Annotated in this window: 15 protein-coding genes; 1 reads left to right on the forward strand and 14 read right to left on the reverse strand. The window is 37.1% G+C overall.

Annotation, left to right across the window (positions count from 1 at the left end; genetic code table 11):
- Nucleotides 1–325: 325 nt before the first annotated feature.
- Complete coding sequence (locus RBU59_RS05590; RefSeq protein WP_308146893.1) at nucleotides 326–2452, reverse strand: methyl-accepting chemotaxis protein; 2127 nt, start codon at nucleotides 2450–2452, stop codon at nucleotides 326–328.
- Between the two features lie 259 nt (nucleotides 2453–2711).
- Here RBU59_RS05590 and RBU59_RS05595 point away from each other — a divergent pair, with 259 nt between their 5' ends.
- Nucleotides 2712–2873 (forward strand): CPC_1213 family protein, encoded by a 162-nt coding sequence (locus RBU59_RS05595; RefSeq protein ID WP_308146894.1) that lies wholly within the window; start codon nucleotides 2712–2714, stop codon nucleotides 2871–2873.
- A gap of 101 nt (nucleotides 2874–2974) precedes the next feature.
- Here the strand turns inward: RBU59_RS05595 and RBU59_RS05600 are convergent, their stop codons facing one another.
- The 13 genes from RBU59_RS05600 to RBU59_RS05660 form a co-directional block, all read right to left on the reverse strand.
- Nucleotides 2975–4126 (reverse strand): aldo/keto reductase, encoded by a 1152-nt coding sequence (locus tag RBU59_RS05600; RefSeq protein ID WP_308146895.1) that lies wholly within the window; start codon nucleotides 4124–4126, stop codon nucleotides 2975–2977.
- Nucleotides 4127–4480: 354 nt separating this feature from the next.
- Nucleotides 4481–5017: a hypothetical protein gene (locus tag RBU59_RS05605; protein WP_308146896.1), complete on the reverse strand. Its 537-nt coding sequence runs from the start codon at nucleotides 5015–5017 to the stop codon at nucleotides 4481–4483.
- The gene (locus RBU59_RS05610) at nucleotides 5008–5631 is read right to left on the reverse strand and encodes a J domain-containing protein (protein ID WP_308146897.1); all 624 of its coding nucleotides are present in this window, start codon (nucleotides 5629–5631) and stop codon (nucleotides 5008–5010) included. The genes RBU59_RS05605 and RBU59_RS05610 overlap by 10 nt, the downstream gene beginning before the upstream one ends.
- 2 nt (nucleotides 5632–5633) lie before the next feature.
- Nucleotides 5634–6467, reverse strand: coding sequence for a DUF5685 family protein (locus RBU59_RS05615; protein ID WP_308146898.1), 834 nt, complete (start codon nucleotides 6465–6467; stop codon nucleotides 5634–5636).
- A 118-nt stretch (nucleotides 6468–6585) separates the two neighbouring features.
- Nucleotides 6586–7854: an Nramp family divalent metal transporter gene (locus tag RBU59_RS05620; protein WP_308146899.1), complete on the reverse strand. Its 1269-nt coding sequence runs from the start codon at nucleotides 7852–7854 to the stop codon at nucleotides 6586–6588.
- Between the two features lie 313 nt (nucleotides 7855–8167).
- Nucleotides 8168–10027 (reverse strand): ABC transporter ATP-binding protein, encoded by a 1860-nt coding sequence (locus tag RBU59_RS05625; protein WP_308146900.1) that lies wholly within the window; start codon nucleotides 10025–10027, stop codon nucleotides 8168–8170.
- Between the two features lie 2 nt (nucleotides 10028–10029).
- The gene (locus RBU59_RS05630) at nucleotides 10030–11748 is read right to left on the reverse strand and encodes an ABC transporter ATP-binding protein (RefSeq protein WP_308146901.1); all 1719 of its coding nucleotides are present in this window, start codon (nucleotides 11746–11748) and stop codon (nucleotides 10030–10032) included.
- Nucleotides 11749–11853: 105 nt separating this feature from the next.
- The gene (locus RBU59_RS05635; RefSeq protein WP_308146902.1) at nucleotides 11854–13650 is read right to left on the reverse strand and encodes an ABC transporter ATP-binding protein; all 1797 of its coding nucleotides are present in this window, start codon (nucleotides 13648–13650) and stop codon (nucleotides 11854–11856) included.
- Nucleotides 13598–15340 (reverse strand): ABC transporter ATP-binding protein, encoded by a 1743-nt coding sequence (locus RBU59_RS05640; RefSeq protein WP_308146903.1) that lies wholly within the window; start codon nucleotides 15338–15340, stop codon nucleotides 13598–13600. The genes RBU59_RS05635 and RBU59_RS05640 overlap by 53 nt, the downstream gene beginning before the upstream one ends.
- A 47-nt stretch (nucleotides 15341–15387) precedes the next feature.
- Entirely contained in the window at nucleotides 15388–16377 is a 990-nt protein-coding gene (locus RBU59_RS05645) for a LacI family DNA-binding transcriptional regulator (RefSeq protein WP_308146904.1), read from the reverse strand.
- 367 nt (nucleotides 16378–16744) lie between these two features.
- Nucleotides 16745–17785 (reverse strand): NAD(P)-dependent alcohol dehydrogenase, encoded by a 1041-nt coding sequence (locus tag RBU59_RS05650; protein WP_308146905.1) that lies wholly within the window; start codon nucleotides 17783–17785, stop codon nucleotides 16745–16747.
- 248 nt (nucleotides 17786–18033) lie between these two features.
- Complete coding sequence (locus RBU59_RS05655) at nucleotides 18034–19077, reverse strand: sugar ABC transporter substrate-binding protein (RefSeq protein WP_308146906.1); 1044 nt, start codon at nucleotides 19075–19077, stop codon at nucleotides 18034–18036.
- 65 nt (nucleotides 19078–19142) lie between these two features.
- Nucleotides 19143–20108: an ABC transporter permease gene (locus RBU59_RS05660; RefSeq protein WP_330698487.1), complete on the reverse strand. Its 966-nt coding sequence runs from the start codon at nucleotides 20106–20108 to the stop codon at nucleotides 19143–19145.

Consider the following 20108-nt stretch of genomic DNA (forward strand, 5'->3'; position numbering starts at 1 on the left):
TTTAAGAAAATAAAGCATTAATTTCAAAAAATTTCTTCATTGTATATCCTACCAGAAAAATTGGAAAATATCAACCATTCTTTTTATTTTTCATGCTATTTTAATCTTTCATTCTAAATATTTGTTTTATTTGACACCATATTTTTTACTTAGCAAAAAAAATAATTTTTCATAGTTTCTGCTTTACATTATATTTTTATTCGATTTTTAAAGGATGTTATATATAATTAAAAACCATACCCCCGCAAATTTTGCGGGGGTAACGGTTTTCGTAACTTATGTGGGCAACAAAATGTAGAATTGTGGAAAGCAATCGTTATTTCGATCAATCAGCTTTAATTTTAAACTGTTTAACCATTAGTAATAATTTGTCTGAATTTTCCTTTACCTTTAAAGTCTCGTCTATAACCAACTTGGATCCTTTTAATATATCACCAGACATTCTAGCTATATCAGAAGTTCCAATCGCACCCTCATTAGAGGAAATACTTACTTCACTAATTGCTTTAATTATGTTTTGTATGGAAGCTGCCAGTTGTTGCGTTGTGGCACTCAAATCTGTGAGGAACTCATCTAAAAACGCAGCATCTTTACTGTATTGTTCTCCGGTGACTACCATATCCTTATAATCTCTGATTACCTGTTTATCAATAAATTCCAGTACCTTTTCTGAATTCAGTGACAGGTTTTCAACGGAATCCACCACTTTTTTGGTAACATCCTGTATTTTATTTACTGTGTTCTTTGAATCTTCAGCAAGTGTTCTTATTTCATCAGCAACAACGGCAAAACCTTTACCGGCCTCACCGGCTCTTGCCGCTTCTATGGCCGCATTTAACGCCAGAAGATTAGTTTGAGAGGTTATCTGTAATATGGCATCGGATAAAGCCCCTATCTGCTCAACCGCTTTTGATTGTTCAATAGCATTTTTCAGATTATTTTGTGTAGTTATGTATATCTTATCTGCTTGCTGCCTTGAAGAAAGGGCATTGGACCTAAGTTCATTCGCACGTCTGTTAATTTCACCTGCGGAAATAACTCCATCCTGGGTTTTCTTCGCTATACTGTCAACAGCACTTTCTATCTCAGCCGTCGTAACATTCATTTCCAAAGAGGAAGCTGCTGCTTCTTCCATACCTGCCGATAATTGTTCCGTTGTTGCAGAAATATCCTCGATCCCCGCGTTTAATCCGGACAGATTAACCTGAACATCATATATGGTATTATTTACTCTGGTTGAAGCATCATTTACTCCCCGGATCAGTGTACTTAATGATCTTTGCATTTCATCTACTGTTTGAGTTAATATACCTACCTCATCTTTCCTTTTCAGATAAACAGGAGAAACAAGTGCAGTAAAATCTCCGGCAGCAACCAATTTCAGATAAGTAACCACTTCTTTCATAGGCCTTGTGATCTGAACGGCAAGTATAAAAGCAATACCCAAACTAATAAGGAGTAATATAATAGTAATAGAGAAAATCATCCCTGTTATCTCATTTAGTTTATTAAACACTTCCATTTTCGGAGCCGTAACAGCGATAGACCAGGTTGTGCCTTTTATGGGAGCATATCCTAAATACTTCTCAATACCTTTATAATTATCAGGATCCACTTCTTTTCCTAACACTTCGGAAGTTAATTTTGCACCTTCTGTTGCATTCTCTTTTGTAATAATATCTTTATCAAGGTATGAACCGAATCCTGTACCACCTTTTATCATTTTAGTTTCAATTTCAGCTAGTTGTACTAATGACGGGTCATTTTTTGCATTTTCTATATTATTAACCTGATTCTGAACATTAAGCTTATTAGGATCCGCTATAATTACACCGGTCTGATTCACTATAAATGCTCTTCCAAAGTCTCCGAATTTTATGTCATTACAAAACATACTGAATGCATTCGAATCCGCAGTTCCTGTTAAAACCCCCACAACTTTATCCTGATATTTAACAGGGACAGAATATATAATTAACATCGATCCGTCACCTGTCTTTGATATAATGGGGTCTGATACAAATCTTTTGCCGTTTGCAGCATTTATAAAATATTCTCTGTCTTTAGCATTAATTTTTGTTTTCGTCGATAGAAAATTACCATCTAAGTCCATCAGTGTCATTGATTTAAATCTTGATGTATTGGCCTGATCACCCAGAACTGCAATCTTTTGATCTATAGGTACGGCAGGATCTTGTATTACATCCAATTGTGCTACTGCTTCCAACGCGGAAAATTTAGCATCCAGTTTTGTTTCCAGTATAGTAGCAGCTTCGTAAGCAACCTGAGGTAATACCACTTTAACATTTGTTAACAGGGAGTTATAGGAAGAATAATAAGCCACCCCTCCAAATATACAGCAAACTGCAAGTAGTAACGTACCAACAGAAACAACAATCCTGGTTTTTAAACTTTTCATTTGAAATCTTTTTTCAAATTTGCCCACCTTCATAATGATCTCCTCTTTTCTGCAGATATTTCTGTAGATATTATTGATGCAACGATTAGTAAACCATGCATCTTATACTTATTTTAGCTTCCATGAAGAATCTGTACAAGTAATCTAAGTCACTATTACAGGTGCAAAAAGCATCTCTATTTAAAAGTTCATGCCGATAGCATAAATCGACATTTTATAACAATTGTATACCGGAATAAAAAAATAAAAGATGACCATACTGATAGAGAATAATAATATTAAGGAGGCTTAAATGGCACATAATCAGGCGAAAAGTACTAAGAACCATAAAAAAGATGATGGGACATTTCATTCTAAACATATAAAACATGATCCACAGGCAGAAAGTGCACGTGCAGTGTTTGGTTTAAAAGAAGATAATCCTGTCAATAAAGGAAGTGACAGAAGCAGATAAACAATAAAGAAGTGTACATGATTCATTAGAATTTCTGTACACTTCTTTTTTATACTATATTAAAATATAATTTTAAAATTTACTGCACGCATTTTAAATATTTACTTTAATGCACTATGCACTTTAGGCATCCAATCACTGATCATGATTTTCTGAGGACATTTTTCCTCACAAATTCTGCAGCCAATACAGGCAGATGCACGATTTTCTTCATCAAAGAAATTATTATAAGTAGTACGGGAGCCTTCCACATCATCATGGATTACACTGCCGTTATATAATTCAAAATTCCTGGGTATATTTACATTATTTGGACATGGCATACAGTAACTGCATCCGGTACATGGTATAGCTGCTCTCTCACTGTATCTTGTTCTGACTCTCTCAATTACTTTCTGATCCTCCGCATCAAAAAGCCCCACACCAGATTGATCGGCAGATGCCAAATTATCCTCTACCTGCTGTAAATTACTCATACCACTAAGTACCACTGAGACCTCCGGTTGATCCCATAACCACTGAAGAGCCCAGGACGACGGGGAACGCTTTTTACCATTTTCATCAAGAATTTCCCTTATATCCTGGGGAGGATTAGCAAGTCTTCCGCCTAATAGAGGTTCCATAATAACTATTCCCAGACCTTTGGAAGCGGCATGTTTTAAGCCTTTCATACCAGCCTGCTCATTAATATCCAGGTAATTGTATTGTATCTGGCAAAATTCCCATTTATCATATCCATCAATAATTTCAAAAAAAACCTCTTCCTCATCATGGAATGAAAAACCGATATGCCCAATCTTACCGGCCTGCTTCGCTGCCTCAGCATACTTTAGCACATCATGTTTTAAAATAGTATTTCTCCATCTGTCTCTGGATAAAGCATGCAGCAGGTAAAAATCAATATGGTCTGTTTGCAGCTTAGTAAGCTGTTCCTGTAATAGTCTGTCAAAGTCCTCCGGTTTATTGATCAGCCATACCGGCGACTTGGTAGCCAGTTTTACGCTGTCCCGATATCCATCCTGTAAAGCTTTCCCTACCACAATTTCACTATTTCCTTTATGATAACCATACGCAGTATCTACATAGTTCACTCCCTGATCAATTGCATGGCGTATCATCTTTATTGCTTCTGCTTCATCAATGCTCTCGCTAAGCCTGTCACCGTTCTCATTTTCCCGTGTAGGAAGTCGCATTGCACCAAATCCCAATGCCGATACCTTAAAATCTGTTTTTCCAAAATTTCTGTACTGCATCCTTATTCCTCCAATATAAAATTAATTCCAGAAGTACCCTGATATGCCGGAATATACCGAACCTTACTAATACTTTATCCCAGACATACGGATATGTCCCTGTTACCTTTTTATTCTATACCTTAGAGTTAACTATAAGGCAAGTGTTTTTTATATTTTTGGTAAATTCTTCTAAACTTATATTTTCTAATATTAACGTAATATTTAATTTAATAACATTACTACCAGTATCATAACAGCCGGTTTAATCACAAAAATCCATGGCTTATGCCCTGGATTTTCTGCACTTTAAGAATTGTCTTAAAATTTTCTTTAGTGATTATTAATATAGTACCAATTTATTAACAAATGCCTTTATAAATGCAATTTACCCCGTATTTTTCCCCAGATGAACTTCTGGAAATAACTATATGCTTTATCATATACTAGTAATGAAATTTGTCCGATAAATATAGATGCAGCTAATAATAGAGTATTCATCTCACCCTGATAAAATAATTTTGGTAAAAAGATTAAGGTGGGTATAAACATAATATTAAAAATTAAAAATTTAATTACCCATAAGATTAACAATCGTTTGCCCATATCCCACTTCACATATGAAAGTTTATGGTAAATAAATTCTGCAGCTACCAGATAAAATCCCATAGCCGCAAAAGTAATACAGTAAAACTTATTGGGTGCCAGAAAAAAACTAAGAAAAATGCTGGCGATATAAAAACCAAATCCAAATCTAAGTCCGCATTCTCTTATAGCAATTCCAACACCAAAAGATGCTCCTGCTAAAAGAAATAGTGTATTGAATTCTAATAGACCGCTTAAGATAACCATTAAAACGGCACATGCAAGTAAAAGTCCTAAGAAAGACAGTTTTTTTGCATTTAGAAACATGAGCACAAATCTCCTCCCATACATTCACATAAAGAATCCGCACACCATAAGTCACAGCAGAAATTCCCCATATTATAACCACCACCCATATTGGTGCGGTTAGTCTGGTATCTTTGATTCTGCCATTGGAACTGGTTTAAAAAGTTATTGTATTCTGTATTGGTAGGTTCCATATTTACAGCCTGTCTGGCATGCTCGGAAGCAATCAGATTATTTCCCATTCCGGCATTCGCTACCGCGCTGTAATAATACCATCTGGCTGATCGATTTGAAATTCCGGAAAGAACATTAAGAGCTTCATTATACCGTCTGGCTGCCAGATAGTTATATACAGAGGTCATGTGAACGTTATCTTCTTCCGAGCCGCTGTTATAGGCAGTCTGGGAAGTGCTTCCGCTGTTATATCCTCCGCTGTGTCCGTTTTCCCGTTCTTTCATGATTTGATCATAAGCTTCCTGTACTTCTTTAAACTTCTCTTCAGCAAGACCGGCAAGAGGATTATTCACATAAGAATCCGGATGATATTTTCTGCTTAACTCTCTATACGCTCTTTTAATCTCATCATTGGTCGCACTTGGTGAAACTTCAAGTACCTTATATGGATTTGCTATCATAATTATGTTCCTTCCTTTTCATTTCTCTGGTTTTTGGTATTTAATTTCGTCCATACTCCCTCATATAATATATTACGAAGTATATCAATGTCCAGTAGACACGGTAGTTTTTCAAATTCTTTCGTCGCCTCTGCCATCATCATAGTTAACATATTTATGCAGTTTTCTTCATAGGACGTTGTTTTATATATTGTAATTAAAGGATTGTAACTTTTGTTTTTTATATCTTTCTCAAGATCATCATATGCATCCAGAATATATATAAATTTGCCGAGATAAAATCCAACTTTCCGTAAATTTTCCTCCCAAATATCCTGCCGATAAACAAACAATTCTGCCATCAATTCGCCAAAACAACGTGAAACTATATCAATATTTGTTTCATGATTTTTCTCGCACTCATTGAGACGTTGAAGACTATTCTTTATTTCTTCACACTGTCTGGGATATTTTTTACTGATTTTTTTATGAGCTCTTTTTAATGCTCTGGAACCTGCAAGTCCTGCTATACTTTTTTCATCCTGCCAGTCATCCAGCAGGTGATAATAGGATAATGCAATATTCATATCAGTCACATATTCTGTTATTTCATTACATAAAGTATCATGCTTTTTTACCGGATGTATGATACAACGGTTTTGGTCTCTTACCGTATTACTTTCATACAAAGAAGTAAGCAATATAATAAGAAATGTCATATCATACGATAAAGTCATCTGACCTAAACGTCCATATCTATCTTTTAAGGTCTTGCATAAACCACAATAATATGCTTTATATTTATAAAAATCCTTCATTTTCAATTCAGGTTTATAAATATTTACATAACCAAACATAAATCCTCCTAAAGTAATTAAGAATTTATATAGTATATCATAATTCCTGTAAAAATAAAATGGAAAAGCCTAAATCAATCCTTAAGAAAATATTATATCTTTATAAAAAAGTATTATATTAAAACAGATAGCTTGAAAACAACATTACATTTAAAACAGTTAATATTACCGCAATCAACCAAAGTACAAGGTTATGCCTGAGAGAATTTTTGTATTTTCCCATTACCTTTTCCGATGATGTTAAATATATCTGCAGAAATACTGTTATAGGAAGCTGAATACTTAAAAGCATCTGGCTGTAAATAAGACCTTTAAACGGATCGCCGACCAGAAAGATCACAAAAGTTGCTAATGTCAGAATTCCCACTACTCCGATTCTGGTATGTCTATCTTTAATATCATACGGTTCCCCAAACATTCCGGCAAATATAGACCCACCTGCCATTCCGGCCGTCATTGTGGAAGAGATTCCGGATAAAAGCAGCGCAATTCCAAATACAAGTGCTGCTAAATTACCTACAATAGGAATCAGCATCTGCTGAGCCTGACCTAATTCCTCCACTTTCACATGATTAACAAAAAAGGTGGTGGCTGCAAGGATTATCATAGAACTGTTAATTGCCCACCCTATAATCATGGATATTAGGGTATCCAGAAACTCAAATTTTAATTGTTTCTTTATAACTGCATCTTCCTCCAGGTTCCACTGTCTGCTCTGTATCACTTCCGAATGAAGGAATAAATTGTGAGGCATAACAACTGCACCAAGTACAGACATAATAATAGGCATTGAACCGGCGGGGAATTGTATAACCGTCCAGCCACTTACTGCTTCACCCCAGCTAACATGAACCTTGCTTAACTCATAGAGAAAGGAAATTCCTATAATGGACACGAAACCCATGATCCATTTCTCCAGTTTTTTATATGTATTTGTAAACAGTAAAGCAATGATCAGCATTAAAATCAGCACTGCACCTAATTTAACAGGCAGATGAAATAACAGATTCAGAGCAATTGCACCCCCTAATATCTCTGCCATCGCTGTTGATACCGCTGCTATAATACCGGTAGAAAGGACAGTCTCAGATAACCATGGTTTCAAATGTTTTTTGGCTGCTTCTGAGAGACAGTCACCGGTAACGATGCCCAGATGTGCCACATTATGCTGTAACAATATCAGCATAATAGTTGAAAGTGTTACCATCCAAAGGAGTTTATACCCATATTCGGAACCGGCCGCGATATTGGAGGCCCAGTTACCGGGATCAATAAAACCTACGGTTACCAATAAACCCGGACCTATATAACCTAATAATTCTCGGAGTCCGAAATTCGGTTTATGTCCGGTTGTGTTAAAATAATTTTTTATTTTTTGTATATTCATGAATCCTCCAATCAATTACTTTATATAAAGTTATTTTTTACTAGAGCGTCAAAAGCCAATACAAATATTTAACATTTATCGATTTGTGCTTCTAAATCACTCTGCATTTGTATACTTCTTTTTTATTATATCACTAGTATACCATATATTTCAATTTACTCTTACAACCGGGTTTAGTCAAGAACTAAGCTGGCAAGTCCGTATCCTATTGGAAAAGAAGTTCAGCGAACTTCCCTTATAAATAAAAAAGAAGTTTTTGCAGCATAGTTGTAAAGGTTATGCTTGAAAAACTCCATTTTATGAATAAAAAATCTTATGTGGCTGAATTCATATCCGGCAATCTTCCCATCTGGCTGATTACCATATTATAATAGCTTCCCTTTTTCTCCATTAGCTCCTTATGATTTCCGCTTTCCAAAATCCTGCCGTCTCCGATTACCATAATATTGTCCGCATCCCGGATTGTGGACAAACGATGGGCAATTAAAAAGCTGGTACGGTTTTTCATTAAGTTTAATAAAGCACGCTGAATATCTTTTTCTGTCTTTGTATCCACACTGCTGGTGGCCTCATCCAGAATCAGTATGGGACTGTCACACAACACTGCTCTGGCTATGGCAATCAGCTGGCGCTGACCCTGGCTTAAATTATCGGTAGAACCGGATACTTTCGTTTCATAACCTTTTGGTAATTTATCAATGAAATCATGAGCCCGTGCTATTTTTGCTGCCTGTATTACCTGTTCTCTTGTTGCATCTGTTCTGGAATAACGGATATTATCCATAATAGTGCCGGTAAAAAGGCAGGTATCCTGTAATACAACTGAGAAACACTTCCTAAGACTGTTACGTTTTATATTAGTAATCGGAACCTGGTCAATCAGGATTCTGCCCTGGTCCGTATCGTAAAACCTTGTAAGGAGATTTACAATCGTGGTTTTCCCCGCACCGGTTTCACCAACTAAAGCAACCACCTCTCCTGCCCCGACCTGAAAGCTTACATCCTTTAGTATCGGTGTTGACAAATTATAGGAAAAATATACATTCTCAAAGCTAACTTCTCCTTTGGGATTTTCCATAGGGACTGCTTCTTTGACATCAGCCGGCTCTTCTTCATAATCCAATATTTCAAATACACGTTCCGCACCGGCTAAAGCTGATTGTATCGTATTAAACATTCCCGCGACGGCATTAAGCGGCTGGGAGAATTGTTTGGAATAACTTAAGAAACTAACTACAGTACCCACAGCCAGACCATAACCGACCGATAAAATTCCACCCACTATCGCAACGACCGCAAATATAAAATTATTTATCACATTCATAAGCGGCATCATGTAACCGGACCAAATCTGTGCATTACTGCTGCTTTCATTTAACTTTTCGTTGATTTCCTTAAATTGTTTTAGTATATCCTGCTGCTTACCAAACGCTTTTACCATTTTTAGTCCCAATATATTTTCCTCTATGACACCATTTAATACTCCCAGGCTTTGCTGCTGGGATTTAAAATACCCCCTGCTTCTTGAGGCTATCATCTTTGTCAGTATTATTACCAAAGGTATACACAGCAATACAACAAAAGTAAGAGGTATATTTAATGTAATCATCACCGTAAAGGAACCTAAAAGAGTTAATATACTGGATATTAACTGGGTTGTGGTCTGCGCTATGGTGGAGCTGATATTATCCACGTCATTGGTGATTCTGCTCATAGTATCCCCATGAGAACGGGTATCATAAAATTTAAGCGGAAGCCTCTGCATCTTATTAAAAAATTCGGAACGTAACGTAAATACCAGCTTTTGGGAAACTTTAAGCATAATCACACCGTTAATCCAAAAAAGAATCCAGTTAACTGCATAAAGCAATGCGATTATAGAAAGCAGTTCCAGGAGTATTTTTGTTTCCACTATATGGGTTGCAATATGAAAGGTATTAAATGTCTTACCGACGAAATAAGGAATTAAGACGGATATACCAGAGGAAAATACAGTTAAAAACATGGCTAGAAAAATGGTTTTTGCCCATCTCATATAGATTTTTATAATTCTGAAAATGGTACCTTTTGCGTTCTTCGGTTTAGCGGCAGGCGCAAAACGATTACCCCCTCCGCCAAATCTTCCTCCGATTGAAGGCATTTTCGCTTCCTGTCTTACTATTTCCTGTGCCATATCTACACCCCCCTGCTGCCATCAATTTGTGAATGGTAAATATCCTGATAGATCTCACAATTCTTCATAAGTTCCTTATGTGTACCAAATCCAACCTTTATCCCATTATCCATTACCAGTATTTTATCGGAGGCCATTGCCGTTCCGCAGCGTTGGGTAATAGTAATTATAGTCTGGTTCCTTATACCCGCGTTTAGATTATCCCTGACTTTTGCTTCTGTTACCGCATCCAGGGCACTGGTTGCATCATCCAATATCAGTATGGAAGACTTCTTTAGTAATCCGCGGGCAATGGAGATACGCTGCTTCTGTCCGCCTGATATATTAACCCCTGAACTTCCTAATAAACTATCAAATTCTTCCGGCATCTGGCTGATAAATCCAGCCTGGGCCTTATCCGCGGCCATATGAAGCATCTCCTCATCCGCATTAGAGTCTCCCCAGCTGATATTCTGGGCTACCGTACCGGAGAATAACATGGGTTTTTGAGGGACAATTGCAATATTCTCCCGTACTGAGTTAATACTCAGAGCTTTTATATCTTGCCTGTTTATTAAAATTTTACCGCTGTTCACATCATAAAACCGGAGAAGAAGCCAGGCAATTGTAGATTTACCGCTGCCTGTCGGGCCTATAACCGCAAGGCTTTGCCCATTTTTCACAGTGAAAGATAAATCTTTTATAGCCGGTACACCACTGCCGCCGGGATAAGCAAACGTCACATTTTGAAATTCAATGGAACCGTTTAATTCTACTCTATCACCCTCTTCGGTAAAATCTCCTTCGCAGTCGAATACTTCTTTAATTCTTAAGGTTGATGCCTTAGTACGAACAAAGGTATTAAATATATTGGTAATCATAATTAATGAAGTAAGTATTTGCGCCATATAAATGGTAAATGCTGTGATATCGCCCGGTGTTGCCAGATTAACAGTAAATAATCTGCTTCCCAGATAAATGACGATTACTGTACCAATGCCTACTGTAAGTGTCATTAAAGGAGCGATTATAGTAATTACAATTTGGGAAGCTATACCCTTTTGCATAAGATTTATATTTGTCTCAGTAAACCGTTCCGTTTCTTTATCATATGTTCCAAAAGCCTTAACCAGCCGCACCCCTATAAGATATTCCTGTACGGTAAGGTTAACTTTGTCCATAGCTTTCTGTAACTGATAAAATCTTGGATAGCTTAACTTCATACTGACGATGATAAAAACAGCAACGACTGCAACAACCGAATAAATAATCAGACTTAACTTAAAATTTAAAAGAGTGGCTAATACGATACTGCCGATACAGGTTATAGGTGCTTTTAGAAAAATTCGCATAATCCCGTTTACAAACTGAGTTATCTGCGCCGTATCATTTGTCATACGGGTAATAAGGGAACCGCTCTCAATTTTATCAGCACTATCCTCAGAAAAATATACGATTTTCTCAAAGAGATCATACCTTAGATCTGCCCCCATCCGCTGTGATACTTTACTGGCCAGAATATTTCTTGTAATGGCAAAACAGGCTCCCACTAAGGTAACGAGTAACATCCTGAATCCCCAATATGTTACATGGGATAAGGAGCCTTTCTCGATTCCCGTATTTATGATATTTGACATAAGGGTAGGACCTAGTAAATCGCAAACCGCCTCTAACGCTACACAAAAAACTGCTACCAAAAACGGAAATTTGTATTTTTTGAAGTATTTACTGTACAATTTCATGTCTGAAGTTCCTTTCTTTCATCAAGGGCTATCAGTATATATCAAAAATCATATCATCCGGCTTGATTTTAATCCTGCTTTTTTAAACTTAATCCACTTAAGTAATTAAGAAACCTTTTCTCCTTCTAAAACCATATCGCTGTAATAACCCTGTTTTTTCATCAGCTCCTCATGATTACCGCTCTCTACTATCCTGCCTTCGGAAAGTACAATTATTTTATCCGAATTACGTATCGTAGAAAGCCGGTGGGCAATGATAAGAGCCGTTCTGTTTTTGGACATATTTTCAATTGCTTTTTGAATCAGGATTTCAGTTTGGGAGTCTATATTGGCAGTTGCCTCGTCTAAAACAATAACCGCAGGATCATGGGCTATAGCCCTTGCAAAAGATATCAGCTGCCTTTGACCTGCAGAAAGCGTGTTTCCTCTTTCCATAACCGGTTCATTAATTTTCCTGGGAAACCCATCCACAAATTCCTTTGCATAAGAAGCTTTAACCGCTTCCTCTATAACAGAAGACTCGATTTTATTATTTAATGAAATGTTCTTACTTACGGTTTCGGAAAATAAAAATACCTCCTGAAGAACAACCGCAATATTACGTCTTAAATCCCTTTTTTTGATTTCATTAATATTGATTCCATTGATCAGGATTTCACCTTTTTGAATCGTATAAAATCCGCTGATAAGGCTGATTATCGTCGTCTTCCCTGCCCCTGTCTGCCCGACGAAAGCAGCCGTCTGACCTGCAGGTACGATAAAACTCACATCCTTTAGTATCCAGTCTTTTTCGTTGTAAGAAAACCAGACATGTTTAAACTCGATATCTCCATCCATCCGTTCCATACTGAAACCCTGGTCCAGGTCTTCCAGCTCCTCTTTCTGATCCAATAATTCAAAAATTCGGTCGGCTGAAACGAAAGCGGATTGTATATTGGTATAATTGTCAGCCAGATCTGAAATCGGCTCAAAAAATTGCTGAATATAAGTGGTAAATGCATAAAGGATGCCTATCTGTAATGTCTGATTTGCTATTTTATCCATACCATACCAGATTAAGATAGCCACGGTAATATTCCGGAAAACATTTGCTGCAGGTTTTAAGAAACTGTTCATCCAGACCTGAAATGAGGTTACTTTATAATATCCGTCATTGAGTTCCTTAAAGTCAGTTTTTCTTTCCTTTTCTCCGTTAAAAATCTGAATCAGCTTCATGCCTGACAGATTTTCAGCCATAAAACCATTGATTCTTCCAATGAGCGTTTTCATCTTTCTGAAATTCTGTTTTATTTTAGTCCTTAATAAAAAAATAAACAGAAACATAATAGGGATAACACAAAACGAAACAAAGGTAAGTCTTACATCCATTATAAACATGGCAAGCACAATACCTAGGATTAAGAATATATCCCGAAAAAAATTCATAAATACATCGGTATACAATTGGCTGAGCGCCTCCACGTCATTGGTAGCCCTGGTAATCAGACTGCCGGAGGAGGTTTTATCGAGAAACTTAAGTGGAAGGAACTGGATTGTTTTGAATACCTGCCCACGTAAGGTACGTAATATTTCCTGACCTGCCTTATTGATTATATTAATCTGTACAATATTTAAAAATCCGCCGAGTATTACTACGGCAAAATAGAGGATTCCCATACCGGTTAAGGAATAGAATCCTTTTTGAGTTGTATTTTTAGTCAGAAAATCATCAATTACTACTTTAAGGATATAGGGTTTGGCAAGCATTGCTGCGTTGACTAACAGCACACATAGTGCTGCAATCAGAATTTTCTTTCTATGGGGCAGGTTAAATAACATAAGCCGTTTGAAACTTTTCTTTTTAGCCGCTTTAGCTGATACTCCCAAAATTTCCGGTTCCAAACTGGTACTGGTAGATTTCATGATAGATGCCCCCTTTCTTTATCAATTGCTCATGAGTACCCCTTTCTTTTATTTCACCTTTATCCATAACAAGGATCTCATCAGCCTGTTTCACAGCAGAAATTCTGCTGGCTACAATAATCGTAGTTTTATTATTTCTTAAAGTACGCAAGTTATTAAGAATCCTGGATTCTGTCACGGTATCAACCGCCGAAAGGGCATCATCCAGTATTAATATCTCCGGATTCCTTACTAGTGCACGTGCAATGGATATTCTCTGTTTTTGTCCTCCTGATATATTAACTCCCCTCTCCCCTAAAATAGTCTCAAATCCATCCGACAGCTCCATAATACTATCATAGATACAACTATTTCTGGCTGCTTCCTCTACCGCATCATCCGTATAAACATCCTTAAAAAACCGGATATTATCCGAAATGGATGCATGAAATAAAAAGTTATCCTGGGGAACCAATCCGATTCCGTTCTTAATTGCCTCATTCTTATACTCATTAATATCCGTATCTCCATAAAAAATACTGCCATTTTCTACGTTATACAATTTAAGCAACAGCTGAATCAGCGTACTTTTACCGGAACCGGTCTTACCTATGATCCCCAAGGTATGGCCCTTTGGAATTGTAAGGCTTATATTCTTAAGGGCTTGCTTTTCTGCTCCCGGATAGGTAAAGGATAACTTATTTATGTTAATCGATGCCTTTGGTAAATCACGGACAGAACCGTCATTTTTAACTTGTGGTTTTACTCGCAGTATTTCATTCAGCCTGCCGTAAGAGGCCATACCTCTTTGAAAAATGGTGGTCACCTGTCCGATGGAAATAACAGGAGCTAATATCATGGTCAGATATCCGTTAAAAGCAATAAAATCTCCAAGTGAAATTCTCCCCTTCAGTACCATATTCCCGCCCCAAATCAGATTAAATACAAAACTGACCGTAAAGCAGATTTCAATTAAAGGAGCTAAAAAAGCAGAAACACGAATCATATCCAGGTTTGTTTCTACCATTTGATTATTCAGCTTTTCAAATTTTTCTACTTCCTTATCTTCCTGTACGTAAGCCTTAATGACCCGCATACCGTTTATATTCTCATTTACACGGTCTGAAATTGCAGCAAATGTCTCCTGTACCCTTTTAAAACGCCGTTTGACCAGACCACCAATATAAATCATGATATATACCATTATCGGAACCGGAAGCAGGGACAAAAGCGTAAGCTGCCAGTTAACCGCAAGAACCATGGAATATATGGATATCACACAGACCACAATACCATTTATAGCCATAGATAAGGCCGGCCCTAACGTTTGCCGTACCGCATTAATATCATTGATAGCATATGCGATTAAGTCTCCGGTTTTCCTTTTGCTGTAGAACTCGGGAGAAAGTATTTGAAAATGATCAAACAGCATTTCTCTTAAATAGCATTCCAGTTTCCTTGCGTTTCCGATAACTAAGTTCCTCCAGATATATGTAAATGCAAAGGTTCCTGCTGCTATAAGCAGGATATACCCGATATTGGCATACACTCTATTTTCCTGAAAACCTTTTGTTTTTAAAATATCCACAGTATTTCCCAGAATCTTTGGAAATAGCGTCTGTACATAGGAGGATAGGAACATAAACACCAACCCAATGATATAGGAAAGTTTATGTTCCTTAATAAAATCAGTTAAAATATTACTCTCCATTAGTAGTCCCTCATTTATTTTTATTTCTTTCTAAAAACCGATGGCTGTTATTTTATGAATTTAACAGAATCCCGTTCAACCAAAGTGCTGTGAATCATAATATTCTCACAGGGTTTATCCGATATGCCAAACCTTTTTAAAAGAAGCCCAACCGTAGATTGGCAGGCATAATCAATGTGAATTTCCATGGTTGTAAGTGCCGGAATACAAAGAGCCGACATCTCTGTATTACCATATCCCATTACTGATATATCCTCCGGTACTTTCACCCCGTTATCATGGAGATATTTAATTAATTTCAAAGCCGTGTAATCCCATTGGCAGATAATTGCCGTCGGACCATTGTTCTGTCTGATCATATCCAAAAGTTCTCCATAGTTCTCTTCTGAATAAAAATAATATTCCTCCCATATCTCCAGGTTATGATTCTCTAAGGCCAAACTAATCCCCAGCACTTTTTCTCTGCTGACATACCCTTTATTGTTACCCAGGTATCCGATTTTTTTATGACCTTTTTCTATCAGGAACTCACATTGCTTATAACTTCCGTTATTAAAGTTATACCAGACACAATCGCAGTTTTTTGAAGGGGAATAACCGGTATAACATACATAGTTCTTGATTTTTTTTATAATACAATCCATATAGGAGTTATCAAAGCCTCCTATAAAAATTAATCCGTCATAATTAGCTCCCTTTTGTATTTTATTCGGAAGAATTAAGTCAGCCTGGCTTTTTTTGTCCGTAAATTCCATATCATATTCCAGGTTAGCATCCTGCAATGCCTTCTCCATTCCCTGCATGATATGACTGAAATTACTGTTATCCTGGATAAAGGGTTTCTGATGAAGTACCAGTACCCTTTTCTGTTCCAGGCTTCTCACCTTCAGATAACCCATTTCTTTAGCTTTTGTTATTACTTTTTCCCTTAATTCATCACTGACACCACCCTGGCCGGAAAGTGCCCTGCTGACTGAGATACTAGATATGCCCAGCACATTAGCTATATCACTGAGTTTTATTTTATCATTTTTCATAATTACACCCTTTACGTGCTTAATAGCAGCTTTTTTATTTCGATAATTTATTATATAACAAAACGTTATTTTATTGCAATATATATCGTTACTTTTTTAGTAATTATACGTTACTTTATTACTTTTCCAACTCATACTCATAAAATCTTTAGCCGCTGCTTTTGAATTCGTATACCTCCTGTTATAGGCTGTAAACACAGTTGTCTATGCTTAATATCATCATTTAAAAAAAGGCTGCTGCAAAAATTTAAATCTATATTGCTCAGGGAAATATTCCTGCCCTAAACCAGATAAATTTATTATTCTTGCAACAACCTCTGTTATTATTTTATTATTCTGTTTAGATTTCAAGTTATGCCAATTTTCCTTAGCCGATTTTTATAACAGCTTTCACTACATCTTTGGCATTACTTACAACAAAATCAAATGCTTCTTTTGTTTGTTCGAAATCAAATTCATGGCTTACGATATCTTTTACGTTGATTGCTCCGCTTGCAATGGCATTGATTGCTACCGGATATAAATTACGGTATCTGAAGATGGTTTTTAACTCGCCTTCCTTACCCATCAGTTTCATAAAATTAAATTCCACTTCATCTTTTGGAGTCATTCCAACAAGTACTATGGTACCGCCGCGTTTTACAACATCAGCAGTTTGTTTTACGGTAATTTCTGCACCTGCAGTATCAATTACAACATGTGCTCCCTGTCCATCCGTAATTTCATCTATTTTAGATAGTACATTTTCTTCTTTTGCATTGATTACATGGGTAGCGCCAAGCCTTTTTGCTGTTTCAAGTCTGTTAGGAAGAACGTCCACTACGATTATTTTAGCAGCACCTCTTGCTTTACTGGATAAGAGAGTAACAAGGCCAATGCAGCCGGTTCCGAAGATCACAACGGTATCTCCCAGTTTCACGTTTCCTTTACCTGTTGCGTGAAGTCCCACCGCAAGGGGTTCCACAAGTGCACCCTCAAGATTAGAAACATTATCCGGCAGTTTAAAACACATATCTTCCGGATGGGCCACATAATTGGCAAATACGCCGTGATAAGGCGGGGTAGCAAAGAATTCCACATCCGGGCATAAATTATATTGTCCTGATTTACAGAATTCACATTTACCGCAGGTTTTACCTGGTTCTAAAGCAACTCTGTCGCCAACTGCCAGATTTTTTACCTCTTTACCCACAGCTACAACTTCGCCGGCACATTCATGGCCAAGAATGAAATCACCATTAACCACAAAATCACCGATTCTTCCATGCTGGTAATAATGGACATCGGAACCGCAGATTCCGACAATATCAACTTTAACTAAAACATCTTTATCATGAACGACAGGCATGTCAATTTCTTTCCAGATCATATCATTGGTACCGTGCATAAATATTGCTTTATTCGTCATTTTAAAATCCTCCTTTTTATCAATGAAGCTCTGTCTTTCTAATTTCTGTATTTTTGTGACTCACTACTTTCAAGCTTTCATTGTTTAAAACTTAGTTTGAAACTTATATTAAATACATGGGTTGCATTACGAATTATGTTTTTTACGAATACAACCCATATCTTTTGGAAATTCATTTCAATGTTAATTTCCGCATAAACCCCAGATATTTCTTCAAATAATTCTTACCTAATACTTTGTGAATCTTATTATTTAATTGCACCGGATTTTTTGTGCATTTCGATATATTGGTCTACGTTGTCTTTTGTAATTAACGGACAGTCAATATCGATATCAATTTGAGTTTCTTCACCTGTTAATAATTTATTAGCAGTGTCAAGTAAGGAAGTTGCAAGGTCATATGCACTTTGTAAGCTTGTAGAAGTCATTTTTCCGTCTTTGATTAACAGACAAGCTTCTGCAGTACCGTCAACACCGTAAGCTAAAATATTAGCAAATTTAGCATCATCTTTTACAACTTCTAATGCACCTGCTGCCATATTATCATTCATAGCAATGATTGCATCAATTTTATCATTTGCCTGTACCCATGTTTCCATGTAGTTCATAGCTTCGTCTTTATTCCAGTTAGCGATTTCTTTACCAACGATTTTTACATCCGGTCTCTTATCGAAAAATTCTTTCTGCCAGCTTTGTTCTCTCTGATCAGCATGGAAGTTTCCGGGAGGTCCTAAAAGTACAACTACGTTAGCATTTTGAGGAACCTGTTCAAGTGCTAATGCCGCATTAACAGCTGCCTGTGCGTATGGATCAGCATCTACGGAAGATGCGCCTTCAATACCGCTGATACGTGCATTGGTTGTAATAGTAACGATACCTGCTGCAACAGCTTTTTCTACATAAGGTCTTTGTGCTTCACCATTGTTAGGCTGAACAATGATTGCATCATATTTGTTGGTGATTGCATTTTCAATTAAGGAGTTTTCCGTATCATCAGAAGCCTGACCGTCAAATACGTCTAACTTAACATTAGGATATTTTGCAGCTTCTTCAGTTACTGCATTTGCTAACCAGGCTGCGAAGGAATCTGCCTGCGCTCTCGCGATATAGGCAATACGAAATACTTTTTCCCCACTACTTTGATCTTCTGTTTTCGTATCTTCCCCACCGGTCTGCTCGGTAACTGTATTGGTACCCTGATCTTTGGTGCCCTGATTTTTCGTTTGGGAACACCCCGTAAATAATGAAGCCATTAATGCTACTACCATTGTTAGAACCAACAATTTTTTCATACCTTTTCCTCCTGATTTTTTTATTATTCTAAATAGGGCTTACCCTATCATAGACAGTTAAAAGTTTAGCGTTTTTTTCTCATGGTTTTTGCCCAGATGTCGTACATAACAGCAAGTGCTATGATAGCGCCGCGGACAATTTGCTGTAAGTAGGAGTTAACACCTACTAATACCATGATGTTATCTAAAAAACCTACGATAAAGGCACCTGCAAGTGTTCCTGATGCAGTTCCGATACCGCCTGAGAAGCTTGTACCGCCGATGACTGCTGCGGTAAGTGCTTTAAATTCATATCCGATAGCTCCGTTTGGCATACCGCCATTAACACGGGACATAAATAATACTCCGGCAATACCAACTAAAATACCATTGATTATAAATGCTCTCATTTTAATTCGGTTTACATTAATACCGGAAGCATTGGCAGCTTCTTCATTACCGCCGATTGCGTAAATGGAACGTCCAAACACGGTATGTCTTAAGAGATACCAGGTAACGATAAGTGTTCCGACAAGAAAGATCATGGGTGTCGGGATACCAAATATCTTGCCTTGGCCAAATTTGACATAATCACCGATCTGGTAAATATTCTGACCGTTGGTATAAAGGAGGGCTGCTCCTCTTGCCATAGCCATCATAGCCAAGGTTGCAATAAAGGGAGGTGTTTTATATTTGGTAACCATCAAACCGTTTAATACGTTACAGCCCACACCCACCAGCACCGCAACGATAAAACTAATTGTTAAGGAACCTGTAGCGGTATATGAGGAAATGGAAAGGACACCTGCTAATGCCAGTACCGAAGCGGAAGATAAATCAAGCATACCTGATATAATAAGGATGGTTTGCCCAAACGCTAAAATGGTACCTACCGAAATCTGTGTTGAAATATTCTGCAGATTGGCTACGGATACGAAGTTCTTATTTGCCAGCCAGCAGAAGATGAATAATGCTATTAAAACGAAATAGATACTGTATTTACTTTTGATGTTTGCGAACATCTTATTTCCTGTTAAACTTTTGGTATTCAA

The sequence above is a fragment of the Anaerocolumna sp. MB42-C2 genome (genome assembly GCF_030913705.1).
Lineage (GTDB): Bacteria > Bacillota > Clostridia > Lachnospirales > Lachnospiraceae > Anaerocolumna.